Origin of the sequence: Microbacterium sp. M, assembly GCF_045181065.1 — a bacterium.
Classification (GTDB): domain Bacteria; phylum Actinomycetota; class Actinomycetes; order Actinomycetales; family Microbacteriaceae; genus Microbacterium.
In genome coordinates this window covers 2,546,382-2,569,832 of the sequence record NZ_CP173721.1, presented here as the reverse complement: position 1 = coordinate 2,569,832, position 23,451 = coordinate 2,546,382, and the positions used below count along the sequence as shown (strand labels likewise).

Here is a 23,451-nt window from a genome sequence, read left to right as displayed (position 1 = left end):
GCCCATGAGTACTCCGTTGGACAGCCCCGATCAGGGCGGCGTGGCAACGCTTGATCGCGAACTCGAAGAGCTCCTCAACCAGGAGACGATCGAGCCGGGCGACCACGAGCGCTTCAGCCACTACGTGAAGAAGGACAAGATCCTCGAGTCCGCGATCACCGGCAAGCCGGTGCGTGCGCTGTGCGGCAAGAAGTGGACGCCAGGGCGAGACCCGGAGAAGTTCCCGGTCTGCCCCACCTGCAAAGAGATCTACGAATCGATGGTCTTCTAGACCGCGTCGATCAGAACGGTCGGAATCGCAGGATCCGACTTGCTGAGCGCCAGCGCCTGAACAGGCAGTTCCTCGCGCACACGCAGGTGATGCGCCCGCGCGGATGCCGTGCCCTCGGCGCCCTCGAACGCGGTGTCGATCTCGCCGTTGTCGACGAAAGGCACCTGCAGCGGCCGGGAACCAGGATGCTCGGACGGAGTGTCCAGCTCCTCGAATCCGTCCGACACCACGACCGTCTCGGCCGTCGCGACACCGTCGGTCAGCGTGCGGAAGGCGGCCTTGCGTCCGCCCTGCGACGCCTTGTCGGCGGATGCCTTCGCGACACCGATCCAGGCGCCGTCGGCATCCTGCCTGGCGACGAGCTTGTAGACCATGCTCGCGGTCGGATAGCCCGAACCGGTGACGACCGACGTTCCGACGCCGTAGGCGTCGACGGGGGAGGCCGCGAGGGAGGCGATCGCGTACTCGTCGAGATCGCTGGTCACCGTGATGCGCGTGGCGGTGGCGCCGAGTTCGTCGAGCTGCGCGCGCACGTCGGCTGCGACGATCGGCAGGTCACCCGAGTCGATCCGCACTCCGCCCAGGCCGGTACCGGCGACCCTGATCGCCGTATCGACGCCGGCACGGATGTCGTACGTGTCCACGAGGAGCGTCGTGTCGGTGCCGAGGCTCGCGATCTGCGCACGGAACGCATCTTCCTCGCTCTCGTGCAGCAGCGTCCAGGAATGCGCGGCCGTGCCCATGGTGGGGATCCCCCAGCGCCGACCGGCCTCGAGATTGCTCGTCGCCCGGAATCCGGCGATGTATGCGGCACGGGCGGCGGCGACGGCGGAGTGCTCCGCGGCCCGGCGCGAACCCATCTCGGCGAGCGGCCGATCACCGGCGGCGATGCTCATGCGCGATGCCGCCGTCGCCACAGCCGAATCGTGATTGAGCACGCTCAGCGCCAGCGTTTCCAGCACGACGGCGTCGGCGAAACTCCCCTCGACGGTCAGGATGGGGGAGCCGGGGAAGTACAGCTCGCCCTCGCGATATCCGCTGATGGATCCCGTGAACCGGTAGTTCTCCAGATACGTCAGCGACTCGGCATCCACCACGTGCTCGTCGCGCAGGTAGCGCAACTCGTCCTCGCCGAAATGGAACTCGCGAAGCAGCGAGAGCAGGCGCCCCGTTCCGGCGACGACGCCGAAACGCCTCCCGCCGGACAATCGGCGGGAGAACAGCTCGAAGACGCAGGGGCGCGCGGCGGTACCGTCTCGCAGTGCGGCGCCGAGCATGGTGAGTTCGTAGCGGTCGGTCAGAAGCGCCGTCGACGAGGTCATGCGCTCAGCTTAGTGAGCGCGAGCCGACCCGCGGCGGTGCGGACGGTAGGCTGGTGAGTCATGAACGACGCGCCCATCGGAATCTTCGACTCGGGTGTCGGCGGGCTCACCGTGGCCAGGGCCATCCGCGCCCAGCTGCCTCGAGAATCGTTCGTCTACATCGGCGACACGGCGCACTCTCCGTACGGGCCCAAGCCGATCGCCGACGTCCGCCGCTACGGACTCGAGGTGCTCGACACGCTCGTCGAGCAGGGTGTCAAGATGCTCGTGATCGCGTGCAACACGGCATCCTCGGCGATGCTGCGCGATGCCAGGGAGCGCTACGACGTCCCCGTGGTCGAGGTGATCGGCCCCGCCGTCCGTCGTGCGGTCTCGACGACCCGAAACGGCCGCATCGGCGTGATCGGCACGGTGGGCACGATCGGCTCGCGCGCGTATCAGGACATGCTCGAGGTCAATGAGCGACTCGACGTCTTCACGGCCGCCTGCCCGCGGTTCGTCGAGTTCGTCGAGGCGGGCATCACCGGCTCTCCCGAGGTGCTCGCCACCGCCGAGGAGTACCTCGCACCGCTGCGGGATGCCGATGTGGACACCCTCGTGCTCGGCTGCACCCACTATCCGTTCCTGCGCGGCGCGATCGGATATGTCATGGGCGAGGGCGTGTCTCTCGTCTCCAGCGACGATGAGACGGCCGCCGACGTGTACCGTCAGCTCGTCCGCGGCGACCTGCTCGCCCCATCGGATGCCGTAGCCACCTACGTGTACGAGGCCACCGGAGACTCGGCCGACGATTTCACGGCGCTGGCGAACCGCTTGATGGGCCGCGAGGTCCGCGACGTGCAGCTGGTCCAGACCGGCGTCATCACACTTCCCGAAGCACAATCCCTCGAGACGAAGGAAACCCATGTCTGACATCGTCCGTTCCGACGGCCGCGCCACGAACCAGCTCCGTGAGATCACGATCGAACGAGGCTGGAGTGCCAATGCCGAGGGATCGGCCCTCATCAGCTTCGGCGGGACGAAGGTGCTGTGCACGGCATCCTTCACCAACGGCGTCCCCCGGTGGCTGACCGGCAAGGGCAAGGGATGGGTCACCGCCGAGTACGCGATGCTGCCCAGGGCGACGAACAGCCGCAACGACCGGGAGAGCGTGAAGGGTCGCATCGGCGGCCGCACCCACGAGATCTCCCGCCTGATCGGGCGCGCTCTGCGTGCCGTCGTCGATACCAAGGCGCTCGGCGAGAACACGATCGTCATCGACTGCGACGTGTTGCAGGCCGACGGCGGCACGCGCACCGCGGCGATCACGGGCGCCTATGTCGCGCTCGCAGACGCGATCGAGTGGGGCAGGGACAAGAAGTTCATCGGCAAGAATTCCAAGCCGCTGCTCGACTCCGTCTCGGCCGTGTCGGTGGGCATCATCGACGGCGATCCGATGCTCGATCTCGCATACGTCGAGGACGTGCGTGCCGAGACCGATATGAACATCGTCGTGACCGGCCGTGGACTGTTCGTCGAGGTGCAGGGCACCGCCGAAGGCGCACCGTTCGACAAACGCGAGCTCGATGCACTGCTCGAACTCGGCGTCGCCGGCTGCGAGGACCTGAAGGCACGACAGCTCGAGGCGCTGGCCGGCTGATGAGGGTCGTCCTCGCCACGCACAATCCGCACAAGGTGTCGGAGTTCGCTCAGATCGTCGCTCGCACCAGGTCCGATCTCGAGGTCGTCGGCTACGACGGCCCCGAGCCGGTCGAGGACGGCGTCACCTTCGCCGAGAACGCGCTCATCAAGGCGAGAGCCGCGGCCGCGCACACTGGACTCGCAGCACTCGCCGACGACTCCGGCATCTGCGTCGACGTGCTCGGCGGGTCGCCAGGGGTGTTCTCCGCATACTGGGCCGGTCAGAAGAAGGATGCCCAGGCGAACCTGGACCTGCTCCTGGACCAGCTCGCCGACATCGCCGACCACCACCGCGCGGCGCAGTTCGTCTCGACGATCGCGCTCGTGACGCCGGAGGGCGAGGAGCACGTCGTCGAAGGCGTATGGCCGGGGCGTCTTGCTCATGCGGCATCCGGTTCCGGCGGATTCGGCTACGACCCCATCTTCGTCCCGGACGGCCAGGAGGGCGCCCCGCGCAGCGTGGGCGAATTCAGCGCGGAGGAGAAGCAGGCGCAGTCGCATCGCGCGCGTGCCTTCGAAGCGCTGATCCCGCTGCTCGAGAGGCTCTGAGCCGGACCAGGCCGCTACTGAGAATCGTCACCATTCCCGACTACGGGAAATCGCCTCTGACGGGCGTTTTCGCTCGTACTCTTGAGGCATGCACGACCACGCTCATCCCACCGGCATCCGAGGCGCCGGCAGTCGCAGACTGCTGACCATCTCGCTGTGCCTGACGGCGACGATCATGATCGTTCAGGTCGTCGGAGCGGTGCTCAGCGGGTCGCTCGCGCTGCTCGCCGACGCCGCGCACATGTTCACGGATGCCTCGGCGCTCGTCATCGCGCTCGTCGCCAGCGTCGTCGCCGCTCGCCCGGCCGACGACCGGCGGACGTTCGGCTATCAGCGCGCCGAGGTCTTCGGAGCCCTGATCAACGCCATCATCCTCATCGTCCTGGCCGCCGTCGTCGGGATCGAAGGCGTCTCGCGTCTGCTCGACCCCGGTGAGGCCGAGGTGGCCGGCGGTCTGATGCTCGTCGTCGCGGTGGTCGGACTCGTCGCGAACGGCATCTCGATGTGGCTGCTCAGCGCCGCACAGCGCACGAACATCAACGTCCGAGGCGCGTACCTCGAAGTCCTCGGCGATCTGATCGGATCCGCAGCCGTCATCGTCGCCGCCGTGGTGATCATCGCGACCGGATGGATGCCGGCTGACGCCATCGCATCGCTGTTCATCGCTGCCATGATCATCCCGCGTGCTGTCACACTGCTGCGCGAGGTGTTCTCCGTGCTCGCCGAGTCCGCGCCGAAGGGCATGACGGTGGCCGACATCCGCGCGCACCTTCAGGCCCTCGACGGCGTGACCGGCGTCCACGATGTGCACGTCTGGCAGCTGACCCGTGGAGCTCCCGTGTTCACGGCCCACATCGGCGTGGCGCCGGAGCTGATCGAGCAGGGCCGGTCGGCGGCGCTCCTCTCGCAGCTCCAGGAGTGCCTCGCGGAGCACTTCGACGTCGAGCACTCCACGTTCCAGCTCGAGCCGGACGACGCCGCGCAGTGCGAGCAGGCGCACGCCTGACTCAGGATTCGACGACGATCTCGTCCACGCTCTTATCCGGGCGCAGGCCCCGCCAGCGCGCGTGACGCAGGATGCCGTCCGGTGTCCAGTTCGCGAATTCGACCTCGCCGACGAGCTCGGGGCGCACCCACTCGGCATCCGAGGCGTCCAGTGCCGGGACACCCTCGATGCGGTTCTTCGGGACGCGCAACGGCTCCAGCCTCGCGATCAGATCGCGCAGGATGCGGTCGGTGAAGCCGGTGCCGACGCGCCCGATGTAGCGCAGCCCGCCGTCCTCGGGAATGGCGAGCAGCAGGGATCCGATGCCGCCTGCGCGGTTGCCCTTCCCCGGTCGGATGCCGGCGATCACGACCTCCTGCGTCCTGGTGTGCTTGATCTTCAGCCACGCCCCGGATCGGGTTCCAGGGCGATAGATCGAGTCGGCGCCCTTGACGACGACCCCCTCCAGACCGAGCTCCTCGCTGGTCTCCAATGCGGCGTCGATGTCATCGAACACCGGCGGGACGATCACCGGGCCGTCGGTGCTCTCCGCGAGCGTCTCGAGTAGCCGCCGACGGTCGCGCAACGGGGTCCTGGTGAGATCGTGCCCCTCCAATCGGAGCAGGTCGAAGAGCTGGTACACGATCGGCGTCCGCACGACCTCGCGTTCGATCTCCCGCGGCTTGGTCAGATGCATCCGGTTCTGCAGGCGGCTGAAGCTGGGGCGCCCCGAGGCGTCCAGGGCGATGATCTCGCCGTCGATCACGGCATCCGAGACTGCGAGATGCGGGGCGCCGTCCGCGGTCAGCTCCGGGTAGCGGGCGGTGATGTCGGTGCCGCTGCGGGCGTACAGGCGAAGACGCCCGTCCTGCCAGACGCCCATCGCGCGGATGCCGTCCCACTTGATCTCGGCCCAGGCATCGCCGAGGCCGCGCGCGAGCCCGGCGGTCCCGGTCTCGGCGAGCATCGGTTCGGGCGCGACCGAACCAGCGGAATCGGGGGAGGGTGCCGGGTCGGGTTCCGCGCGGACGGCCGGCTTCGACCTCGTCACGACCGGATGCCGAGCACCAGCCGCCTCGGCATCCTTCATCCGATGCAGCAGCCACGAGGACTTCTCCCCGCTGCCCTCGGTACGGATCAGCGCCAGCCGGGCGCGCCCGAGCGGCCCCTGCCCGCTGAAGGTGGCGATGACCTCGTCGTCGCGCCACTTCTCGATGTCGACGGTTCCGCTGTCCCAGATCGTCATGCTCCCGGCGCCGTACTCGCCCTTCGGGATCTCGCCGTGGAACTCGAGATACTCCAGCGGGTGGGGCTCGGTCATGACGGCGAGATGGTTGCGGTCGCCGAGCTCGGGGATGCCCTTGGGCACCGCCCAGCTGACGAGGACGCCGTCGCGTTCGATGCGCAGATCGAAGTGGAGCCGTCGCGCATGATGCTCCTGGATGACGAAGCGCGGCGGTGCGCCGGGAGGAGACGGCTCGACGGCGTGCAGCTCGGGCATCGGCTCGGGGGTGCGCCCGACCGTGCGCTTGGACAGATAGGGGGCCAGATGCGCCGAGGACGCCGAACGCGCGAAGTCCGACATCGGATCGACGCCGGCGTCGATGCGTTCGAGCACCTCGTAGAATTCGAGGTGACGCAGGTCGGGCGACTCCAGTTCCTCCCAGGTGCGCGGCGCGGCGACGGTCGGGTGGAATCGTCCGCGCAGTGAATACGGCGAGATCGTGGTCTTGGACGCGTTGTTCTGACTCCAATCGAGGAAGACCTTCCCGCCGCGCGCGGTCTTCGCCATGACGCTCGTGGCGATGTCGGGATGATCGGCCTCGATCGCGCGAGCGAGCTCCCTCGCGAGAATGGAGGCCTGATCGCTGGTCTGCGAGCCGTCCAGTCGCGAGTACAGGTGGATGCCCTTGCTGCCGCTCGTCACCGGCACCGGGTCGAGTCCGATGTCGCGCAGGATGTCGCGGGCGAGCGCGGCCACATGCGCGCACGCGGCCAGATCGGCACCCGGCCCCGGATCGAGGTCGATGACGAGACGGTCGGGATTGCTTCGGTGGCCCTCCGGAGCGAAGCGCCACTGCGGCACGTGCAGTTCGATCGCGGCGATCTGGGCGAACCAGACTAGTGACGGCAGATCCTCGATGAGCGGGTAGTCCTTCGATCCGTCGGAGTGCTCGATCGGTCTCCGAGCCACCCAGCTCGGCGTGCCCTGCTCGAGCTGCTTCGTGAAGAAGGCGTCAGCCGGGGCATCCTCCGTTCCGACGCCTTCCACCCACCGCTTGCGCGTGACGGGACGGCCGGACAGCAGCGGCAGCATCCGTCCGGCGACAGCCGTGTAGTACGCGATGACCTCGCCCTTCGTGGTGCCGGTGGCGGGATACATGATCTTGTCGAGATTGGTCAGACGCACACGCCGTCCGTCGACCTCGACGATCTGCGCGTTGCTTGGCATGCCGAAATCGTAGCCGCAAGCCCCTGGCCCCGGACGGGGCTCGCGGTGTTCACTGGTGTCATGAGGTCGATCTGGAAAGGCGCCCTGACGTTCGGGCTCGTGAACGTCCCGGTGAAGGTGTACTCCGCCACCGAGGATCACGACGTCCCGCTGCATCAGGTGCACGATGAGGACGGCGGACGCATCCGCTACAAGCGGACCTGCGAGGTGTGCGGCGAGGTGGTCCCGTATCAGAACATCGACAGGGCGTACGAGGACGACGGGCAGCGCGTGGTGCTGACCAAGGACGATCTCGACGCTCTGCCCGCGGAGCGCAGCCGCGAGATCGACGTCGTGGAATTCGTGCCGACCGAGCAGGTGGATCTGCTGACCCTCGACAAGGCGTACTACCTGGAACCCGATTCGAAGTCCCCCAAGGCGTACGTGCTGCTGCGCAAGACGCTGGAGCAGACCGATCGCACCGCTATCGTGCGTTTCACGCTGCGCCAGAAGACGCGGCTCGCGGCACTGCGCGTCCGCGGAGACGTGCTGGTGCTGCAGACGCTGCTGTGGGCGGACGAGGTGCGGGAGGCGTCGTTCGACTCGCTGGACGAGGACGTGAAGATCTCCAAGAAGGAGCTCGAACTGTCGGCGAGCCTCGTCGACAGCTACTCGAGCGACTTCGATCCGGAGTCGTTCGTCGACGAATACCAGAAGGAGCTGCGCACGCTCATCGACGCCAAGATCGAGGCGGGGGACACGTTCGACGTCTCCGAGACCTTCGGCGAAGAGGGCGAAGAGGTGCAGAAAGGCGGCGAGGTCATCGACCTCATGGAGGCGCTGCGCGCCAGCGTCGAGAAGTCGCGGTCGAAGAAGCGCGACGCGGGCTGACCTGCGCCCGATCCGTGCGGGTCAGTGCTTGCCGTCGCCGTCCAGGTCGGGTGCGCGATCGAACACCTCGGGGTCGAGGGTGAGCTCCGTCGCCTCGACCGCATCGGTCTCCGGGTCTCCGCCCGCGGCGAGCTCCTTGCGGACCTTGTGCCGCTCGGAGAAGTAGTGCCACAGCGTGATGATCGCGGTGCCGCCGACCGCGGCCAGGAGGATGAGGTCGATGTAGCTCTCGACGAACTCCGCGATCCACGGAACGAACCCGATGACGTAGCCGAACATCGTCAGGCCGAAGCCCCACAGCACCGCGCCGATGAGGTTGTAGAGCGTGTACTTGCCCTTGTGCATGTGCCCGACACCCGCGGCGACCGGGGCGAACGTGCGCACGATCGGCACGAAGCGCGCGAGGATGATCGTCAGCCCGCCGTATCTTTCGAAGAAGGCGTTCGTCCGCTCGACGTTCTTCCGGCTGAACAGGCCGGACTCCTTGCGTTCGAACACGGCAGGTCCGCCCTTGTGCCCGATCAGGTAGCCGACCTCGCCGCCGACGAACGCGGCCAGCCCGATGAGAAGGGCGACCCACCACACGCTGATGCCGAACACACCGTTCGGCGCGTACGACTGCGGGTGCGACAGCAGGCCGGAGATCACCAGCAGCGTGTCACCGGGGAGCAGGAATCCGATGAGGAGTCCTGTCTCGGCGAAGATGATGAAGCACACCACGAGCAGGGCCCAGGGGCCTGCGGCGCCGATGATCGTCGCCGGGTCGAGCCAGGGGATGAGCGCGATGTGATGCATGGTGTCCCGTCTTGCAAGGCGGTCGAGCGCGCGTCTGCGCGCCCTGCGTGCGGAAGGTGGGACTTGAACCCAAATAAGCGCCCCTGGATCGAGCGACTCCCGCGAAACTACGCTACTCGTGGATCAGGTGCAATCACCCAAAATCAGGTGTTTTGAGAGGTAGGTGTGTCCAAAATGTGTCCACGAATCAGCCCCCTCACTGCCTGCGATCGGGAGGCCACTGATTCGGGCCGCCGCGTGGTCCATGGTTCATGATGAAGTGCGCGTGGAGGCGCTCGGCTGCGTACTTCAGCGAGCCCGCCCAGCCGAGGATCTCGCCGGAGACTGTGACCTTGTAGCGTAGCTCGCCGTCATTCACGCGGCGCAGCTCGATGCGCCCGTACTCTCGGCCGAGCGCGTCGGACTGGATCCATACGCCGGGTTGCGGCTCCTGTAGGTTCTGGATCGGGTGCCACTTACTCACCGAGCCATGCTCGCACGAGCTACCTACAGCGGCCACACCTGCGAGCTGCCAACGAAGACCGCATCGGCGAGCGTCGACCCGACATAGACGGCATCCCACGGCTGAGGCGACGATGCACGGAACGTCTTGCTCCACGAGGTCATCACGTCGGACGTGCCAGTGGCATTGACCCTCACGGCCTCCCACTGGAGTGTCAGCTCGCTACCGTCGTCCGCGACCGCGATGCGCGAGTACGCGCCCCAGTCCGCTTCCGTAGTGCCGTCGCCGGCCGTGTACAGGCTGGCGTTCGCGAGATCGGGGACGAAGAACGCCTCGGCGTCCGCGGCGCGGTTGAAGCCCGAGACGTTGAGCGAGGGGATGCCGGGGAACGCGGCCTCGGTCCAGGAGCGGGCGCCAGAGTCGGCCCAGAGGTTGTGCGAGTCGCCGCCGACCATGATGATGCGGTCGCGGACCTTCGGGAGCGACTGGATGTGCGAGTTCAGCTCGGCATACTCCTCCGGGTACGAGCCCCAGCGCCCGCTGCCCTGCAGGAGGCCGATCCACGTCGGGAGCCAGACGATCGCCGCGACGGTCTCATCCGATTCGGCGGCCGTGAGGAGATCCTTGAACCACGCCTTCTGCGCGTCACCGAGGAGGCGGAGCGGGGCCGCGCCCGTCTGGTAGTTGTCTCGAGCTGAGCGCTGGTCGGTCTGGATGAACAGGACGCGGCCGTTGCGCCACGCCTGGCCCACGCTGTCCGAGGAGGCCCACCCGGTCGCCCCGGCGAGCTGCTTCCAGACCGGCGGGACGGCGGGGGCGCCGCCGCCGAGCGGGTCCGTGCGGATCGTGTCGTGGTTGTCGGGTGTCCAGCGCGTGACGGCGCGGTGGGGGAGTCCTCGCATCGCGTTCAGCGAGGCGACCATGCCCGCCCACCATCCGGCCTCGTCGGAGGCGTCGGCGTAGTGCAGGTCGCCCTGCACCGTCACGAAGTCGGGGTTGTCGTCGACGATGCGGTCGAACACCGGATGCGTGGACCCGGTGAACAGGCACGAGCCCGTCACGGCTACGAAGGAGGCCGGCCCCGATCGCAGCGTGCGCGCGGATGCCGAGGCGTCCGTCTGCTCGCCGCCGTCCACCTCGAAGGTGATCGTGAAGTCGGTCGCCGGCGTCAGCTCAGTGAAGGTCGCGCTCCCGCGGCCAGCCGTGAAGGACATCTCCTGGCGTGCCACCTCGAGCCCACCGCGGCGCAGCACGGCTTCCACGGTCCCGGAGGTGAGGAGCCGGGCGCCGACGGTCAGGCTGTTGGTGTCCGACTGGTACACGCCGATCGTGTCGAGGTTGCCGGTCGGGGAAGCGCCCGAGGGGATCTGGCCGAGCGAGACCTGGATGCCCCACCCGTTGTTCGAGGCGTTCGGCCAGGTCGACACGACATCGCCGGATGCCACCTCGTCGACATCCTTCCAGCCGACCCAGAAGTTCGCCGCCACATCGGAGGCCGGGTCGGTGTCTGCGTAGAACCACTTCGCCCACCCGGCGCCGGCGAAGGTGACCTGGCCTTCGGTCTCCGCTGCCGTGCTCGTCTCGGCGGAGATACCGATCGCGAGTCCGTCGGCCGGGCCAGCGACGGAGGGCATGGTCGTTGTCGCGATGGATCCGCCATGGCTCGGGCGGTCCCAGCCGCTTCCAGCGACGAACGAAGTCAGGGTGTGGCCGTCGGCCGCGCGGAGCGCCATGATCGCGTAGCCGGCGACTGAGGCCGCGCTCAGGACCATGTTCGGGTAGGCCGCCGCGTAGTCCCGCGTCAGGATGACCGTCTTGCGGGTGTTGTAGGTCGCCTGGGTGACGATCGTCCACCCGTCCGGGTCGGTGATCGTGATGCCCGTTGTGGGGAAGGTAACCGCGAGCAGCATCTTGTCGCCGACGCCCGCGCCGGCGGGGTTCGTGATGGGCAGGGCTGTCGTGCCGGTGTTCTGCCCCGCAGCCTGGCCTGCGCGCGTGATGACGGCCACGGTCAGCCCTGGGTGATGTAGACCTGGCCGTCGACGGGCGTGATGCCCTCGAACTCGGCCTTGGTCATCACGATCGGAAGCCGGAGATTGCTCGGCTGGACCGCAGTGTCAGCCAGGGCGCCCTGTGCAGCCGTCGCAGCGCCGATCTCAGCCGGGGTGGACGGGATGTCGTCGAAGTCCGCCTTGGCGTCCAGGGCGTCCTGCAGGCCGGTCACAGTGCTGATGGCCTGCGTGTGGGCGGACGGCGGGAACGACGTGGGGAGGTCTGTCAGTCCGTTCCAGCTCGTTGTTCCCGGAGCGCCATCGGCTCCAGGCTCGCCCGGCGTTCCAGGGGCTCCGTCCGCCCCAGGCTCGCCCTGTGCTCCGACGAGCGATGCGAGCCACTCGGTCTCGGTTCCGACGAAGCCGTTCGCGACGGCGACCTCATAGGCGGAGGCGCCGTCAGCGCCAGTGCCACCACCGCCGGCGATCGACTCGAGCGAGGACCACGGCTGGATCCCGTTGCCCACGCGGATCTCGTTGGCGTCGATCGCGTAGCCAACCTCGCCGGCGGCGAGCACGGGGTTGGCGGCAAGCCATTCTGCAGCAGTCCCGCGGCGGTACTGGATCAGATCGTTCCGAGGCATCAGGGGGTTCCTCCGTCGAGGCTGCCGAGAGAGGGCGAAGGGTTCGCCGTCGGGACAGTGGGCCATGGCGTCGCTTCGGGGCGGATGCGCTGGCCTCGTCGTCCGGGGCGCCCGCCGAACGGGACCAGCTGGAAGAAGTCGCTGGCCTCTGCAGCTTCCGCAGACTCCGCCTCGCTCAGGAACGATTCGGCAACCTTGACGAGAGTGTCGCCGCGACCCTTGGTGTCGATGGCGAGGTCATCGGTGCGGATGGACTTGCCGCGCTGCGCGTACTCGGCGGCCAGACCGAGGTACAGCGACCAGGCCGCACGGTACTGAGACCCGCCGGCCGTGGCGAGGGTAACCGCGAGAGCGTCGTCGCTCCAGATCGCATAGTTGCCGAGCCCGGTCATCGGGGGCTCGAGAGCGGTGAAGTTCTTGTCGCCCACGAGGAGGCGGAGCTGCCCGACCGGGGTGGCGGGCTGCGGCGGGGCGATTCCGACGTTGGTCATGTGTACATCCGTCCTCATGTGGGCGGCGGGGCCGGAGGTGTGAGCACTCCAGCCCCGCCGGTACTGCAGTTGATGCAAGAAGGCCGCCCCGGCTCTGGGGCTAGGGCGGCCTTCTTTAGCGGCTTATCCGGGTCAGGCCCCGTCGCCGTTCGACACGACCACCCAGGTGTCGTCCCACAGGACAGCGCCGGTGATGTGGCGGTAGCGGTAGGACGCGGTGTCCGCGTCGAAGCCGCCGTCGTACAGGTCGACCTTGCCGCCGCCGACGTAGAAGCCCTGGTCCGAGCGAACTCGGATCTCGGGGTTCTCGTAGCCACGCAGGTTCAGGCGCTCGAGCACCGGGCGGGGCGTGGTGCCCGGCTTCGGGTAGAGCTTCCACTGCGTGCCGGTGAGGCGATCCGACTCGATGATCGTGACGTTCGGGAACATCGACTGGATGATCGTGTCGGGCGCGAGGATCTTCGCACCGTCGCCGTCCGCGCCATCCTGGATCGTCAGGACGCGACCGAACTGGGCGATGTCCCAGTCCAGGAAGCGCTTGCGGCCCTTCGGGACGAGCACGTTCACCGTGTCGACAGTGCCGATCTTGCGGCCGTTGATCTCACGGTTCTCGAGCGCCACGACGGCGGCGATGATCGCGAGGGCCGAGACCGGAGCGTCCGCCGGAACGGTCGAACCGTCGGGCAGCTGCACCGCGGGGAGGTGCTGCGACGCCTGGTCGAGCGCGTCGAAGATCTCCGCGTAGATCGTGTCGACGGTCACCTTGAGCATCTCGGCGGGCAGGCCGTCGAGTTCGTTCAGGATGTCGTTGATGATCGACTCGAAGGTGAAGTCGAAGCGGAAGCCTCGCTTGCTCAGCTTCGAGTAGAACGACTCCTCGTCGCTCTTGACGGTGACCTTCGGGAACGGCGTTCCCTCGGGCACGATCGCTGCGGAACCGTCCGCGTTGATGCCCGCGCCCTCGACGCCTGCAGAGGCGATGAGCGAGCGGAGCACGACCGGGTTGAAGTCGCGCACGGTGCGCTGGCCGGCGAGACCGTCGATCGCCTTCAGCTCCTCCGGGAGCTGCGGGATCGTCTGGATGTTCAGCAGATGCGCGACCGACAGGCTGAGGTTCGACGTGGTGAAAAGCTCCACCAGCTGACCCTCGGCAGCACGCGAGCGCCTCGCCTTCTGGATGAGTTCCTGCGCACGCTTGACGCGAGCCTCGGTCACGCCCGGAAGCGCGCGAAGCTGGTCATCCAGCGTGAACGGGTTCTTGTACTGCTTCAGCAGTTCGCTGACGTTCTTCACGTTCAGGCTCCGATCTTGACCGGCAGGGTGCCTGCGGCCTTGGCGTAGGTGGCGGTGTAGTTGACGAATCCGGCGAGAACGTCGTCAACGCCGTCGTCCGCGAGGGACAGCGTTCCGGCCGTCGGGTCGAAGTACACCGGGGTGCCCTGGGCGGTGTCGACGGTGGCGCCGGCGACCGGGAACTTCCAGGTACCGTCGATGGCGACGCCCACGGCGAAACCGTCAGCGGCGACCGACAGCGCCTCGTCGTTGCCGACGCCAGGCTGCGTGATGCCGTTGATCGTGACGGATCCGTAGATCGTCTTGGCGGGCTTCGTCACACCGATCGTGTCGGTGAGGGTGACGCCGAGTCGCTCGGAGCCCTCCTGCTGGACGAGGGTGTTCTGGGGCGTTGCTGCACCCACATCCCAGATCTCGACGAGCGCATCGGTGTGAGCGAAGACGTTCTGAGTTGCGACAGTCATCACAGGCTCCAGTCGTGCGTGGTGTTCGAGCCGCCGGCGGCGGACTCGTTGATGACGAAGCCGCGCTCCTTGGCGGAATCGACGACCGCCTCAGCGACGGCCTTGGCCTGTGCGATCGCGTCCGTGACGTCCTTGCCGTCGAGCACCTGGGCCTTGAGGCCCTCGGCGATCGTCTCCGGGAGCTTGGCGTCGTCGACGGCCTGGAAGCCCTCGGCGGCAGCCTTTGCACCCTCAGCGCGAGCGGAGTCCAGAGCCTCGGCGTCAACCTTGGTCTGGGACTCGTCGGCCTTCTTGGCGGCAGACTCGTTCACGAACGAGACCACAGGCTCGAGGGACTTCGTGAGGGCCTCGATGGCCTTCAGAACCTCTTCCATGTGTTCTCCTTCTTTCTCCTCCGCCGAGGCTTCGGCAGCAGGCTTTGACGCTGGGATCCCCAGCGAAGATTCGAGGACGCGCAGGGATTCCTCTGCGCGCTTGAAGCGGCCACCGCGACCGGCGGCGACCACGATGTCAACGGAGCGGTACGGGTCTTCGCCGTCGAACTCCGACACCTTGAGGCGACCGTCTTCGAGGACTTCACCGTCGGCGCCGCAGAAGATCGAGATGCCGAGCACGTCGGCGAACTCCTCGACGAACTTGGCGTACTCATCGCGAGGCTTGTACTCGCCCAGGAGCGCCTTGCGCCCGGCATCCTCGCCGACATGGACACCGCTCACGCGACCGCCGATGGAGTTGACGGAGCGGAGGTGTGGCGCGGCGGGATCAACCGGGTGGTCCATGAACGAGGGGACATTCTCGAAGACGTGCTCGCTGGCACCCTCGTCGAATAGGTGACCCTCGTAGACGCCGGAGGAGCCTTCGCCCTCCGTGATGATGACGATTGGGTACGTGCCGTCGGCCTTCTTCGGCGCGAGCTTTACGCTCTCCTGAACGTACTTACGAGTCATACTCACAATGGTAGATGCGTTTAAGCCGCTTAAATCGGGTCAGGAAACGGTGTCGTCGCGGGTATCCCGCTGTGCCGAATTCGAGTCGCCCGTGCCGTTCGAGCGGCCCTGCGTGGGGGAGGCGGCCTGCGACCCTGAGCCGCCCGCTCCGCCGTCGGCGCTGGCGTCGTTCGTGGTCGACTGCGGGAACTCCGTGTTCGACGGGATGATGATGCCAGGCGGCACCTTGCTACCGGCGGGGATCCCGAACACTTCGTCGATCGCGTCGGAGGCGTCCTGTGGCAGCATGAGCCCGTTCTGCCACTTGAGGATGATGGCCTGGACCTTGCGGTAGATCTCGGCTGCGTCGTCGAGTGCCTCGAAGTACACCTTGATGTTCTTGCCGGCCTCCTTGCCTGCCATCCAGCGCAGCACGCGCATGTCGAGATCGATGTGCTCGTCCCGTCGGGCCTGCATGGCGAGCCGGGTGGGCAGGTCGAGCGACTGCGCGGAGCCGTAGGACGAACCGGCATCGCCGGGGTTGCTCGTCAGGTGGATGTTGGAGACGTCGAGCGCAGATGCGATGAGCGCGATCACTTCGCGGATGCTCGAGAAGTTGTACCCGTGGCCCGCAGAGGACATCGTGGTCATGTCGCCGCCGCCACCAACCACGGCCATGCCGCCGGCCATCTGTGGCGAGGCGTACTGCACGCCGGCGCTCTGTCCGCCCTTGGCCGTGGCGCCGGTCATCTTGAAGATGATCGAGGCGAGGCCCTCGGAGACGTCCACGCCGTCCATGTACAGATCGCGAGCGACGCCGTTCCAGTACCAGGCTGCCAGCGCGTCGGGGGCGCCGAAGGCCCAGCCCTCGACACTGTTGGCGTGCATGTCGAACGCGGTCTTCGACCGGTCGACGATTTCGGGATCCCCCACCTTGCCGTCTGTGGCGACCGTGATGGTCTTGGTGGCGAGGTCCTTGTAGGTGTCGACGAAGTACCAGCGCACCATGTCTTCGGTGGAGCCGTCGGGATTCCGGTGCGTCCAGGCTCGCCGGTAGGCGTAGATGATGTCGTTGTGGTCGGGGTCAGTCAGCTTGCCGGTGATCTCGGCAAGCGGGACGACCTCGAGCAGCTTGGTGTTGTCGTCCATGATCCAGACGGCGATGCCGTCGTGGTAGAGCATGCCTTCGCGGCGGCGGCGGGCCTGCTTGCTGAAGAACGCGCGCTGGTTGCGGGGGTCGTCGATCTTGTCCTGGACGTTCACGGCGCGGCCGGCGGACTTGCCAGGGATGCCCTTGTACTTGATGCCGCCCTGCCAGATGTACGAGGAGCGGAGGGAGAAGCCGCGCTTGATCCATGGGGCACCCACGGTGTCTTCGCGCAGCTTGAGCGACCACATCTTCAGGTCATCGAGCGAGAGTCCGCCGTCTTCGAGTTCGCGTCCACCCTTGAGGAGGTCCCAACCCTGGTCCTCCTTGCTGAGCATCGCTCGCACGTGCTGGAGAGCCTCGGAAAGGATGTCGTTGCGACCGGCCGGCGCCGTCTGTGTGACGCTGAGCGCCTCGACCAGGGCTTCCAGTGCACGCTTCTCTCGCATTTATCCAGAATACGATCGTTTAAGCGGCTTATTTCGGGAGAGCTACCTGCCTATACCGGCTGGACTCGCCGAGATCTCCGCTCCCGAGTGATTTCCCGCGTGTGCTCTGCGGGGTCGACGGCGCGGGTATCGCCGGGCCTCATGCCATCCTCCGGAGCCTGAACGCGGAGCGAGGCGTACATGGCCGCGTCGGCGCGGTCGGGGGAGCCGCCCATGATCGTCTTCATGTCAGCCTTCGCGTCGATCTTGATGGCTCTGCTCACCAGCTTGTAGGTGATGAGCATCAGTTCGTCGCGGAGGTACGTGTCGTCGGGGTCGATGTCGAGCAGCCCGTCGCGCATGAGGTCGGAGAAGTGGTCGTGGATCTCGTCACGCCAGATGCGCCAGCGGGCGATGTCGCTCGACGATTTCGAGCCGATCACTCGGATGACCTCGTAGGTGCGATCGGCGAACTCGGCGGAGCGCATGAGGTCGGTGGCGACACCGGAGCCGACCGCGTTACCGTCGATGCGGACCTCGGTGGCACCGACGTGCTTGGCGATCGCGTGGATCCGCCGCGCGTTGGTCAGCGTGTCCTCCTTCGACCAGACGCCTGTCGTCTCGCGCATCTCGGCGCCGTCCTGGTACAGGATCGTGTCGGCGAAGAGGCGGAGGTGGCCGCCCCGGTTGACGTAGACGACCGACTCGTCGTTACCCGTGGTCGCGATGTCGGCGCCGAGGACGACGGACGTCTCGGGGGCATACCCGATCTCGGTCTCCTGGGCCTTCTTGATGTGGTCTTCGCTGAAGAAGGTATTGTCGGCGTCGCCGGGGAACTCGCCGAGCACCTTGGCCTTGAATCGGCCGTTCGGCGTCCCGCCGCGCCGGCGCATCTCGCCGACCTGCTCGTCGAAGTACTCCTCGCCGCCGGTCTGCCAGACGATCTCCTTGTGGGCGATCCACTTCGCGCTCGTGAGGCCCTTGAGCAGCATCTCCTGCTTGCGAGGGTCGTCGGGGTAGACGACCTCGCCCGTCATGGTCGGCAGGTCGTAGGCGGAGATCGTGTGGAGGTTGTTCGACAGTCGCTCGGACTCGGTGGTGAACTTGTTGTAGAACTCGGTCGCGCGCTTGTCGGGGTTCCCGATGCCGCCCATGCGCGAGTCGCCCGAGGTCATCAGGGCGTCGATCGCGGCGTAGATGGGCTCAGGCACACCGCCGGCCTCGTCGAGCGCGATGAAGTTGCGGCCACCGGTCTTACGGAGGCCCTGGAAGGTCGACACGGCATCGCTGGCGCCGGGGACTCGGGCGACGGCGAGAGTCTGGTTTCCACCGGGAGTGCTGTACCGCCACTCGCCCTGCTCGCTGATCCAGCCGGGGAACGGCATAGCGACACCTTCGCGCTGCGCCCGCTCCTTCGTGTAGGCGTACGCCTCCTTGAGGTAGGCGAAGATGCCGAGGTGAACCTGCTTCAGCGTCGGCGCCGTGATGATCGCCAGTGACTCTTCCTTCGGCCAGGCGGTGATCCACCACAGCGCCCAGCGCGCGGCGCTGTGCGTCTTGCCTGTACCGTTGGCCGACTTCACGAGGGTGCGCGGGTTTGAGCCGAAGAGCACGTCGTTGCTGATCTCGGCCATCTTCCGATACATGCGCTCGGCGAGCACGTCGCTCAACCACGCCTCGAAGTCGCGCTGGTAGAGCGCCTTCCTGCTCTTCTGTGAGAGTTCCTGGATCGCGGCGTCGAAGGCCGCGTTGTCAAGCATCAAGGGATTTCACCTGATGCCCTTCGCTGTCGACGGCGCGCTTGGCGAGTTCGACGCGGGCGTGCTGCAGTGCGTCGCGCGAGGTCTCGTCCCAGACCTCCGGGTCGATCGCGCTGCGCAGTGCGCCCTTCATGTAGGCGAGGGCGAGATCGTAGACGCGGGCCATCTCGCGGCCGACGTTGACGTGGTAGGTGTTCAGGTCGATCTCGGTCGCGGCGCGCCGCTTGTCGAGCCGCTCGCCGATGGCCTTGAGGAAGGACAGCTGCACCTTCGCGTTGTCTTCGGTGAGGTGCCCCTCGGCGTTGCGCTCGAGCTTCGTGAGGACCTTGCGCATCTTCATGACGACGAGGGTGTCCTGCTGCGCCTCGGTCAGCCAGTCGCGAGACTCGAGCAGCTCCTTGATCCGGGCTGCGACACGGGTGGGGGTGATGACGCCGCCGAGTTCGCGGGAGATCTCCTCCGCCGAGTGCGAATCGGCCATCGCCAGCATTCGGTCGTCCAGGCGGGAGATCTCTGAGGGCATGATCCCATTTTAAGCGCGCAAAACAGGCTATTTGGTGGTAAAGTAGGGACTGCCATCAACCGTCCCCCTTTCCGGTGCTATGGTCGTCACACAGAAGCGGCCCCAGGATTCCTAGTCCCTGGGGCCGCTTCTTCTTGCCGTTAGTGGCTACTTTTTGACCTTGCCGGCCTTCGCCATCTCGGCTTCCAGCTCGTCGCGCTTCTCGAGCAGTGTTGCCAGCTCGGGATCCTTGGCGATGTCGGATGTGAGCAGCAGGTCTGCCTCTGTCGGCGGGGGAGTCGGAGCAGGCTTCGGAGCCTCCCACACGAACGGCGCCCCCTTCGGGCCAAGGACCGCCCAGTCATCGAGAGCCTTGACAGCTCCGGCGATGTTCTGGCGGCGGACGTCGGGCCCGTAGGCGTCGACCGTGAAGGCGTCCTCCGGCATGTGCTGGATCCAGATCGAGTCGGCGTGGGCTCGGTCAGACAGGTGCGGCGCCAGTGTCTTGAAGTACTCCAGCACCATGTCATTGTCGAAGCCATGCGTGGCCTTCAGGTCATGGAAGACGCTGGCCAGCATGCGCAGCGCCGCGGGGGAGCCGAACATGCCCGTCGAGCGCAGCTGCTCGGGCATCACCTGGCCGGCGAGAAGCGCCTGGTAGGGCGGGAACGCCTCGACGGCGAGATCCAGGAACTTCGTCGCGGTGTTCGCCACGTCGATGTCGTTGAGCGTCTTCTCCATGATCTTGCCGATGCGGCCGTCGACGCCGACCTGCGCGCTGCGGATGATGTCCGTGACGTGCTTGGCGCTCAGCAGGAACGGGCTGTTCCGGCCGATGCGGTCCTGATCGATGTCCACGCGTCCGACGAGGAGCGGGTGCTCCAGGACGGGCGCCAGTGCTCGGTTGGCGACCTTGCGGTTATCGAAGCGAGCCTTCACTGCCGCGGTGATCCCGAGCGCGTTCTCCGCGATGTCGTAGAACATCTGGCGATACTCCGTCAGGCTGTCCGTGACTTGGATCTCGACTGAGATGCGCTCGGAGTAGAAGCGATCGCGCAGCTTTTCGGCGTCCCGAATTGCCTTCTCGGCTTCTCGGACCACGGCGGAGTTCATGTCCCCCTGCTCGGTGCGGATTGCTCGAGCACGGAAGTCGCGGGCCTTCTCGAGGCGGTTCGTGATCTCCTGCAGCGCCAGGTGGAATCCGAGGATTCGGTGCTGGCCGTCGAGGATGTGGATCTCGCTCTGTGCGCGCTTCGGGTACGAGAGGATGCCGAACTGCGCGCTCCCTTCGGCGACGTCGATGTCGGCGTCGAAGCTGAAGATGCTCGGAGCGCGGAGGATCAGCGCAGGCGCGACCCAGGACTCGTTGTCCAGGTAGTATTCTGCGAAGTCGGCGGCGTGCTTCGGGCGGATCTTCCGGTTGCCCGGATTGTGTGCGTCCGGGTCGGGACGCTGGATCAGGTTGACGATCTGATCGGGGGTCAGAGCCAGGCCAAACACGGTGCGACCACCTTGCTTGTAGCGAGTGGCATAGACCTGCTCCTCAGTCGTGTACCCAGAGATCTGCGGCGCCGGCTTGTTCTTTGCTTTCGTTGTGGTCACGAACGTAGCCTTTCCCAGTGGTTAATGGTACGAATATGTACATTAGCCGCTAAAACGAGGACGCACAAGCAATGTCGGAGGGTGGGGGCTACTATCGAACAAACATTCGACCAACGGAGAGGGGTCAGGACATGGGTGTCCACATCAGGGAGTTTGACGGCGCGAGAGGGGTAGACGTGGAGGTGGCTGGCGACTTCGTAGTGATCGAAGTCGCCAGCCACGCGTATGCGTTCGACCGGTCGCTGTTCCTCCATGGCATCAAGAAGGCGTTGGGGATCGCCTTCGTCGTGGAGGATCAGGTGCCTGTCGTGAGCTAGACGCTGTACCTCCGCCCCAGCGCCGCAGCACCCTCGTGCAGTTGCTCGAGGGTGCCCGTGTTGCGGATCACCATGTCGAAGTCGTCAGACCCCACAGACGTCTCACTGGCGTGGCTGGAGGCGGAGGGCTCGAATCCGGGGCGGTCCACCCATACGGCCGCCCCGGCGAACGAGCGAAGCATCTGCACCTCATTGGGGAACCTGATCCCGGTGGCCACGACACTGCGTCCCTGCTTGAGGAGCGCCTCGACCTTGCGGGCCATGATGTCAGACCATGTGTTCGTGCCAATCATGTCGCGGCCCACCTCGGTGCCGAGTGCCTGCAGGAGGCGACGCACTTCGGGACGCTTCTTGGCCTCGACATAGCCCACAGCCTCGACGAGTTCGGAGTACGACATCTTCGCGCGGGGGGTGTTCCAGCCGTACCCAGGAGCGCCCTCGGGGTACTGCACGAACTCGTCGACCACGACGATCGGGTCGATCGCGAGCATGGCCTCGTGGAGCGCGTCGGACATGCCGAGGCGGGCGAAGCCGAACTGCTCCTCGAGGACGCCGGCCACCTCATCCTTGCCACTGCGGAGGTAGCCTCCGAGGCCGATCAGTGCTGCAGTCATCGCTTTTCTCCCGTCAGGATGTTGTGCATGGCGCGCTCGACGCCTTCGGTGACCTCCCGGATGAAGTCCGGGTAGTCGGTGGCGTCGCGAGGGACCGTCACGCGCGCGGCCTTCCGCTCGAGCGGGATGCCGGCGCGAACTGGGTAGACGATGACGGTGATCTCATCGGGCGGTGAAACGGTCACAGTTGGCCCTCCAGCCAGTTGAGGAGCGTGTCGAACCTGCTCCAGTCGGTCAGCCGCACGGCGTCGACGTGGCGGTTGTAGGCGTAGTCGCCGAAGATGACCTGCCGCCAGGTCGGCTCCATCGACCCGGTGATGCTCGGCTTGTCGTCGATCAGGACGTCGCCGTGCACGATCGTCTTGTCGTTCGTGAGGACGAGACGTGATGCCCAGTGGGAGCCGTAGTGCCGGGTGATCCAGTCGAGCTTGTCGCTCGCGCACGTCGGGTTCGAGATGAACGGCGACGAGACGATCCGCACGTCGTGGCCCGCCTTGAGCGCGGATTTAAGCGCTTGTTTTGCGCCTTCGATCGGCTCCAGACGGGTGTAGAAGCCCGGCTCGGTCATGATCTGGTCGATGATCCGCTGCTCGGATTCCGTGCGGCCCGCCTTCAGATCCCATTGCGCCTGATCCTTCGTGCGCGGGATCCCCGCCGCCTCGACCCCATAGGAGTCGAGGCGGCGGTCGAACTCGTTGCCCCAGTGGGCGATGACCGCATCCTGGTCGACGAGGATCCTCATGACGGCATCCTTCCCGTGACCTCGAATCCGCTCGCGCGGATCTTCTGGGCGAGGAGCGCGCCGGCGATCTCGTCCGCCGTGCTGGCGAAGTGGATGATGCGCCGGTCGTCGTGGTAGTGCACGTAGCCCGCACCCTGGTCGGTGGGGCGACCGTTCCAGCCGCGAGCCATCAGTTCGCCTTCCTCAGCGCCACGGGGTCGACGACGCGCGTGTCGGCGCCGACCTTGATGATCGCCAACCCGGAGACCGGGACGATGCGGACGAACTCCGCGAGGGTGTTGCCGGCGTAGACCTTCTCGCCGGGCTCGAACTTGCTCATTCCGTCTCCTTCGCGTCTTCGATCGCCTCGAGGATGATCGTCTTGCCGTCGTTCTCGCGGTACAGTCTCCAGCCGGCGACGGGCGCGGGGTGGATGTACTTCTTCAGTGGAAAGCGTCCGCGATCATCGGGGCCGATGACCACGATGTGCTCGCCGCGCGCGACGCTCATGCTGCGGCCTCGTGCTCGGCGCGCAGCTCCCGCTCGATGGTCGGGAACTCCGCGATCGTGCGCAGCTTGCCCTTCCAGCCGAACACGGGTGCCTGGGTCATGCCGGCGTCCTTGAGCCGCTGAGCGGCTGCGGGGTCCTCCTCGACGTTGACGACGGAGTGCGGGAGGCCCGCATCCTCGAGGCGTGTGATGATCGTGTGGCACGTCCTGCAGTTGGTGGTCCGGTAGATCTTCAGCTTGTTGGTCACGCGACGGCCTCCTCGACCAGACGGAACTTGCGGAGACGGGAGACCGGCACTGTGGACATGCGCCCGGTGAGCCCGGAAGTGAGCGTGGCGTAGGCCACGTCGTCGGCCGCCGTCCAGAGGCTCAGGATCTTCCAGGTGTTCTTGCGGTGCAGGGGTGCGGGCTCGCCGACGAACACGGTGTCGCCGACGCGGAAGCCTCCCACGATGTCGATTGCGCTCATTCGGCCTCAGCCTCCTCGGCCACCTGCTTGTCGAACGAGGTGGGCCAGACGATCTTGTGGGAGCGCAGGGAGCGGTCCTTGCCGATCACGTTGATCCGGCCGGTCGACTTGATCTCGATCGTGGCGACGTTCTCGAGGTCGTGTCCGAGGTTCTCGAGCAGGTCGCTGATCGCGTCGATGACGGTGGAGTCGAATTCCTTGGTCAT

The 23,451-nt window shown here is 66.6% G+C and carries 30 protein-coding genes; 7 read left to right on the top strand and 23 right to left on the bottom strand.

What is annotated here, in order from left to right; genetic code table 11:
- The first annotated feature begins 4 nt into the window (after positions 1-4).
- Entirely contained in the window at positions 5-271 is a 267-nt protein-coding gene (locus tag ACI7YT_RS12830; RefSeq protein WP_406245920.1) for a DUF3039 domain-containing protein, read from the top strand.
- Here ACI7YT_RS12830 and ACI7YT_RS12825 read toward each other — a convergent pair.
- Positions 268-1,593, bottom strand: coding sequence for a nicotinate phosphoribosyltransferase (locus ACI7YT_RS12825; protein ID WP_406245919.1), 1,326 nt, complete (start codon positions 1,591-1,593; stop codon positions 268-270). The two genes, ACI7YT_RS12830 and ACI7YT_RS12825, sit on opposite strands and share 4 nt — an antisense overlap.
- Before the next feature lie 60 nt (positions 1,594-1,653).
- Here ACI7YT_RS12825 and murI point away from each other — a divergent pair, with 60 nt between their 5' ends.
- The 4 genes from murI (at position 1,654) to ACI7YT_RS12805 (ending at position 4,828) form a co-directional block, all read left to right on the top strand.
- A complete protein-coding gene (gene murI / locus ACI7YT_RS12820; RefSeq protein ID WP_406245918.1) occupies positions 1,654-2,505 on the top strand; it encodes a glutamate racemase in 852 nt (283 codons plus the stop codon).
- The gene (rph, locus tag ACI7YT_RS12815) at positions 2,498-3,232 is read left to right on the top strand and encodes a ribonuclease PH (RefSeq protein WP_406245917.1); all 735 of its coding nucleotides are present in this window, start codon (positions 2,498-2,500) and stop codon (positions 3,230-3,232) included. Before murI ends, rph begins: the two co-directional genes overlap by 8 nt.
- A complete protein-coding gene (rdgB, locus tag ACI7YT_RS12810; protein ID WP_406245916.1) occupies positions 3,232-3,822 on the top strand; it encodes an RdgB/HAM1 family non-canonical purine NTP pyrophosphatase in 591 nt (196 codons plus the stop codon). Before rph ends, rdgB begins: the two co-directional genes overlap by 1 nt.
- 88 nt (positions 3,823-3,910) lie before the next feature.
- A complete protein-coding gene (locus ACI7YT_RS12805) occupies positions 3,911-4,828 on the top strand; it encodes a cation diffusion facilitator family transporter (RefSeq protein WP_406245915.1) in 918 nt (305 codons plus the stop codon).
- A gap of 1 nt (position 4,829) precedes the next feature.
- On the opposite strand, the gene ACI7YT_RS12800 is transcribed toward ACI7YT_RS12805, so the two are convergent.
- Positions 4,830-7,259, bottom strand: a complete 2,430-nt coding sequence (locus ACI7YT_RS12800; RefSeq protein ID WP_406245914.1) for an ATP-dependent DNA ligase — start codon at positions 7,257-7,259, stop codon at positions 4,830-4,832.
- Positions 7,260-7,319: 60 nt separating this feature from the next.
- Here ACI7YT_RS12800 and ACI7YT_RS12795 point away from each other — a divergent pair, with 60 nt between their 5' ends.
- Complete coding sequence (locus ACI7YT_RS12795) at positions 7,320-8,129, top strand: Ku protein (protein WP_406245913.1); 810 nt, start codon at positions 7,320-7,322, stop codon at positions 8,127-8,129.
- A 21-nt stretch (positions 8,130-8,150) separates the two neighbouring features.
- On the opposite strand, the gene ACI7YT_RS12790 is transcribed toward ACI7YT_RS12795, so the two are convergent.
- The 12 genes from ACI7YT_RS12790 to ACI7YT_RS12735 all read right to left on the bottom strand — a co-directional run bounded on the left by ACI7YT_RS12790 (position 8,151) and on the right by ACI7YT_RS12735 (position 20,614).
- Positions 8,151-8,924, bottom strand: coding sequence for a DedA family protein (locus ACI7YT_RS12790; RefSeq protein ID WP_406245912.1), 774 nt, complete (start codon positions 8,922-8,924; stop codon positions 8,151-8,153).
- Positions 8,925-9,120: 196 nt separating this feature from the next.
- Complete coding sequence (locus tag ACI7YT_RS12785) at positions 9,121-9,387, bottom strand: hypothetical protein (protein ID WP_406245911.1); 267 nt, start codon at positions 9,385-9,387, stop codon at positions 9,121-9,123.
- Positions 9,388-9,410: 23 nt separating this feature from the next.
- Positions 9,411-11,375, bottom strand: coding sequence for a hypothetical protein (locus ACI7YT_RS12780; protein ID WP_406245910.1), 1,965 nt, complete (start codon positions 11,373-11,375; stop codon positions 9,411-9,413).
- Between the two features lie 2 nt (positions 11,376-11,377).
- Entirely contained in the window at positions 11,378-12,001 is a 624-nt protein-coding gene (locus tag ACI7YT_RS12775) for a hypothetical protein (RefSeq protein ID WP_406245909.1), read from the bottom strand.
- On the bottom strand, positions 12,001-12,492 hold the full coding sequence (locus tag ACI7YT_RS12770) for a hypothetical protein (RefSeq protein ID WP_406245908.1): 492 nt from the start codon (positions 12,490-12,492) through the stop codon (positions 12,001-12,003). Before ACI7YT_RS12770 ends, ACI7YT_RS12775 begins: the two co-directional genes overlap by 1 nt.
- Before the next feature lie 132 nt (positions 12,493-12,624).
- Positions 12,625-13,785, bottom strand: coding sequence for a hypothetical protein (locus tag ACI7YT_RS12765; RefSeq protein ID WP_406245907.1), 1,161 nt, complete (start codon positions 13,783-13,785; stop codon positions 12,625-12,627).
- Between the two features lie 2 nt (positions 13,786-13,787).
- Complete coding sequence (locus ACI7YT_RS12760; protein ID WP_406245906.1) at positions 13,788-14,249, bottom strand: hypothetical protein; 462 nt, start codon at positions 14,247-14,249, stop codon at positions 13,788-13,790.
- Positions 14,249-15,196 carry a hypothetical protein gene (locus ACI7YT_RS12755; protein WP_406245905.1) on the bottom strand — a complete coding sequence of 316 codons (948 nt, stop codon included), beginning with the start codon at positions 15,194-15,196 and terminating at the stop codon, positions 14,249-14,251. Before ACI7YT_RS12755 ends, ACI7YT_RS12760 begins: the two co-directional genes overlap by 1 nt.
- A gap of 39 nt (positions 15,197-15,235) precedes the next feature.
- The gene (locus ACI7YT_RS12750; protein ID WP_406245904.1) at positions 15,236-16,771 is read right to left on the bottom strand and encodes a hypothetical protein; all 1,536 of its coding nucleotides are present in this window, start codon (positions 16,769-16,771) and stop codon (positions 15,236-15,238) included.
- A gap of 50 nt (positions 16,772-16,821) precedes the next feature.
- Positions 16,822-18,510: a hypothetical protein gene (locus ACI7YT_RS12745; RefSeq protein WP_406245903.1), complete on the bottom strand. Its 1,689-nt coding sequence runs from the start codon at positions 18,508-18,510 to the stop codon at positions 16,822-16,824.
- Positions 18,503-19,033, bottom strand: a complete 531-nt coding sequence (locus ACI7YT_RS12740; RefSeq protein ID WP_406245902.1) for a hypothetical protein — start codon at positions 19,031-19,033, stop codon at positions 18,503-18,505. Before ACI7YT_RS12740 ends, ACI7YT_RS12745 begins: the two co-directional genes overlap by 8 nt.
- Positions 19,034-19,180: 147 nt before the next feature.
- Positions 19,181-20,614: a DNA sulfur modification protein DndB gene (locus ACI7YT_RS12735; RefSeq protein ID WP_406245901.1), complete on the bottom strand. Its 1,434-nt coding sequence runs from the start codon at positions 20,612-20,614 to the stop codon at positions 19,181-19,183.
- 131 nt (positions 20,615-20,745) lie between these two features.
- On the opposite strand from ACI7YT_RS12735, the gene ACI7YT_RS12730 reads away from it, so the two are divergent.
- Positions 20,746-20,931 carry a hypothetical protein gene (locus ACI7YT_RS12730; protein WP_406245900.1) on the top strand — a complete coding sequence of 62 codons (186 nt, stop codon included), beginning with the start codon at positions 20,746-20,748 and terminating at the stop codon, positions 20,929-20,931.
- On the opposite strand, the gene ACI7YT_RS12725 is transcribed toward ACI7YT_RS12730, so the two are convergent.
- The 9 genes from ACI7YT_RS12725 to ACI7YT_RS12685 are packed head-to-tail and all read right to left on the bottom strand — an operon-like array spanning position 20,928 to position 23,451.
- Complete coding sequence (locus tag ACI7YT_RS12725; RefSeq protein ID WP_406245899.1) at positions 20,928-21,545, bottom strand: hypothetical protein; 618 nt, start codon at positions 21,543-21,545, stop codon at positions 20,928-20,930. The genes ACI7YT_RS12730 and ACI7YT_RS12725 overlap by 4 nt on opposite strands.
- Complete coding sequence (locus ACI7YT_RS12720; protein ID WP_406245898.1) at positions 21,542-21,730, bottom strand: hypothetical protein; 189 nt, start codon at positions 21,728-21,730, stop codon at positions 21,542-21,544. The genes ACI7YT_RS12725 and ACI7YT_RS12720 overlap by 4 nt, the downstream gene beginning before the upstream one ends.
- On the bottom strand, positions 21,727-22,287 hold the full coding sequence (locus tag ACI7YT_RS12715; RefSeq protein ID WP_406245897.1) for a 5' nucleotidase, NT5C type: 561 nt from the start codon (positions 22,285-22,287) through the stop codon (positions 21,727-21,729). The genes ACI7YT_RS12720 and ACI7YT_RS12715 overlap by 4 nt, the downstream gene beginning before the upstream one ends.
- On the bottom strand, positions 22,284-22,457 hold the full coding sequence (locus ACI7YT_RS12710; RefSeq protein ID WP_406245896.1) for a hypothetical protein: 174 nt from the start codon (positions 22,455-22,457) through the stop codon (positions 22,284-22,286). Before ACI7YT_RS12710 ends, ACI7YT_RS12715 begins: the two co-directional genes overlap by 4 nt.
- Positions 22,457-22,606, bottom strand: a complete 150-nt coding sequence (locus tag ACI7YT_RS12705) for a hypothetical protein (RefSeq protein ID WP_406245895.1) — start codon at positions 22,604-22,606, stop codon at positions 22,457-22,459. Before ACI7YT_RS12705 ends, ACI7YT_RS12710 begins: the two co-directional genes overlap by 1 nt.
- Entirely contained in the window at positions 22,603-22,776 is a 174-nt protein-coding gene (locus ACI7YT_RS12700) for a hypothetical protein (protein ID WP_406245894.1), read from the bottom strand. Before ACI7YT_RS12700 ends, ACI7YT_RS12705 begins: the two co-directional genes overlap by 4 nt.
- Positions 22,773-23,024 (bottom strand): glutaredoxin family protein, encoded by a 252-nt coding sequence (locus ACI7YT_RS12695; protein ID WP_406245893.1) that lies wholly within the window; start codon positions 23,022-23,024, stop codon positions 22,773-22,775. The genes ACI7YT_RS12700 and ACI7YT_RS12695 overlap by 4 nt, the downstream gene beginning before the upstream one ends.
- Positions 23,021-23,245 (bottom strand): hypothetical protein, encoded by a 225-nt coding sequence (locus ACI7YT_RS12690; RefSeq protein ID WP_406245892.1) that lies wholly within the window; start codon positions 23,243-23,245, stop codon positions 23,021-23,023. Before ACI7YT_RS12690 ends, ACI7YT_RS12695 begins: the two co-directional genes overlap by 4 nt.
- Positions 23,242-23,451, bottom strand: a complete 210-nt coding sequence (locus ACI7YT_RS12685; protein WP_406245891.1) for a hypothetical protein — start codon at positions 23,449-23,451, stop codon at positions 23,242-23,244. The genes ACI7YT_RS12690 and ACI7YT_RS12685 overlap by 4 nt, the downstream gene beginning before the upstream one ends.

What these genes read in the sequence shown, in the direction of transcription:
- ACI7YT_RS12830 (WP_406245920.1), top strand. Translation starts at nt 5, where the DNA reads ATGAGTACTCCGTTGGACAGCCCCGATCAGGGCGGCGTGGCAACGCTT.
- ACI7YT_RS12825 (WP_406245919.1), bottom strand. Translation starts at nt 1,593, where the DNA reads ATGACCTCGTCGACGGCGCTTCTGACCGACCGCTACGAACTCACCATG.
- murI (WP_406245918.1), top strand. Translation starts at nt 1,654, where the DNA reads ATGAACGACGCGCCCATCGGAATCTTCGACTCGGGTGTCGGCGGGCTC.
- rph (WP_406245917.1), top strand. Translation starts at nt 2,498, where the DNA reads ATGTCTGACATCGTCCGTTCCGACGGCCGCGCCACGAACCAGCTCCGT.
- rdgB (WP_406245916.1), top strand. Translation starts at nt 3,232, where the DNA reads ATGAGGGTCGTCCTCGCCACGCACAATCCGCACAAGGTGTCGGAGTTC.
- ACI7YT_RS12805 (WP_406245915.1), top strand. Translation starts at nt 3,911, where the DNA reads ATGCACGACCACGCTCATCCCACCGGCATCCGAGGCGCCGGCAGTCGC.
- ACI7YT_RS12800 (WP_406245914.1), bottom strand. Translation starts at nt 7,259, where the DNA reads ATGCCAAGCAACGCGCAGATCGTCGAGGTCGACGGACGGCGTGTGCGT.
- ACI7YT_RS12795 (WP_406245913.1), top strand. Translation starts at nt 7,320, where the DNA reads ATGAGGTCGATCTGGAAAGGCGCCCTGACGTTCGGGCTCGTGAACGTC.
- ACI7YT_RS12790 (WP_406245912.1), bottom strand. Translation starts at nt 8,924, where the DNA reads ATGCATCACATCGCGCTCATCCCCTGGCTCGACCCGGCGACGATCATC.
- ACI7YT_RS12775 (WP_406245909.1), bottom strand. Translation starts at nt 12,001, where the DNA reads ATGCCTCGGAACGATCTGATCCAGTACCGCCGCGGGACTGCTGCAGAA.
- ACI7YT_RS12770 (WP_406245908.1), bottom strand. Translation starts at nt 12,492, where the DNA reads ATGACCAACGTCGGAATCGCCCCGCCGCAGCCCGCCACCCCGGTCGGG.
- ACI7YT_RS12760 (WP_406245906.1), bottom strand. Translation starts at nt 14,249, where the DNA reads ATGACTGTCGCAACTCAGAACGTCTTCGCTCACACCGATGCGCTCGTC.
- ACI7YT_RS12755 (WP_406245905.1), bottom strand. Translation starts at nt 15,196, where the DNA reads ATGACTCGTAAGTACGTTCAGGAGAGCGTAAAGCTCGCGCCGAAGAAG.
- ACI7YT_RS12750 (WP_406245904.1), bottom strand. Translation starts at nt 16,771, where the DNA reads ATGCGAGAGAAGCGTGCACTGGAAGCCCTGGTCGAGGCGCTCAGCGTC.
- ACI7YT_RS12745 (WP_406245903.1), bottom strand. Translation starts at nt 18,510, where the DNA reads ATGCTTGACAACGCGGCCTTCGACGCCGCGATCCAGGAACTCTCACAG.
- ACI7YT_RS12740 (WP_406245902.1), bottom strand. Translation starts at nt 19,033, where the DNA reads ATGCCCTCAGAGATCTCCCGCCTGGACGACCGAATGCTGGCGATGGCC.
- ACI7YT_RS12730 (WP_406245900.1), top strand. Translation starts at nt 20,746, where the DNA reads ATGGGTGTCCACATCAGGGAGTTTGACGGCGCGAGAGGGGTAGACGTG.
- ACI7YT_RS12725 (WP_406245899.1), bottom strand. Translation starts at nt 21,545, where the DNA reads ATGACTGCAGCACTGATCGGCCTCGGAGGCTACCTCCGCAGTGGCAAG.
- ACI7YT_RS12715 (WP_406245897.1), bottom strand. Translation starts at nt 22,287, where the DNA reads ATGAGGATCCTCGTCGACCAGGATGCGGTCATCGCCCACTGGGGCAAC.
- ACI7YT_RS12710 (WP_406245896.1), bottom strand. Translation starts at nt 22,457, where the DNA reads ATGGCTCGCGGCTGGAACGGTCGCCCCACCGACCAGGGTGCGGGCTAC.
- ACI7YT_RS12705 (WP_406245895.1), bottom strand. Translation starts at nt 22,606, where the DNA reads ATGAGCAAGTTCGAGCCCGGCGAGAAGGTCTACGCCGGCAACACCCTC.
- ACI7YT_RS12700 (WP_406245894.1), bottom strand. Translation starts at nt 22,776, where the DNA reads ATGAGCGTCGCGCGCGGCGAGCACATCGTGGTCATCGGCCCCGATGAT.
- ACI7YT_RS12690 (WP_406245892.1), bottom strand. Translation starts at nt 23,245, where the DNA reads ATGAGCGCAATCGACATCGTGGGAGGCTTCCGCGTCGGCGACACCGTG.
- ACI7YT_RS12685 (WP_406245891.1), bottom strand. Translation starts at nt 23,451, where the DNA reads ATGACCAAGGAATTCGACTCCACCGTCATCGACGCGATCAGCGACCTG.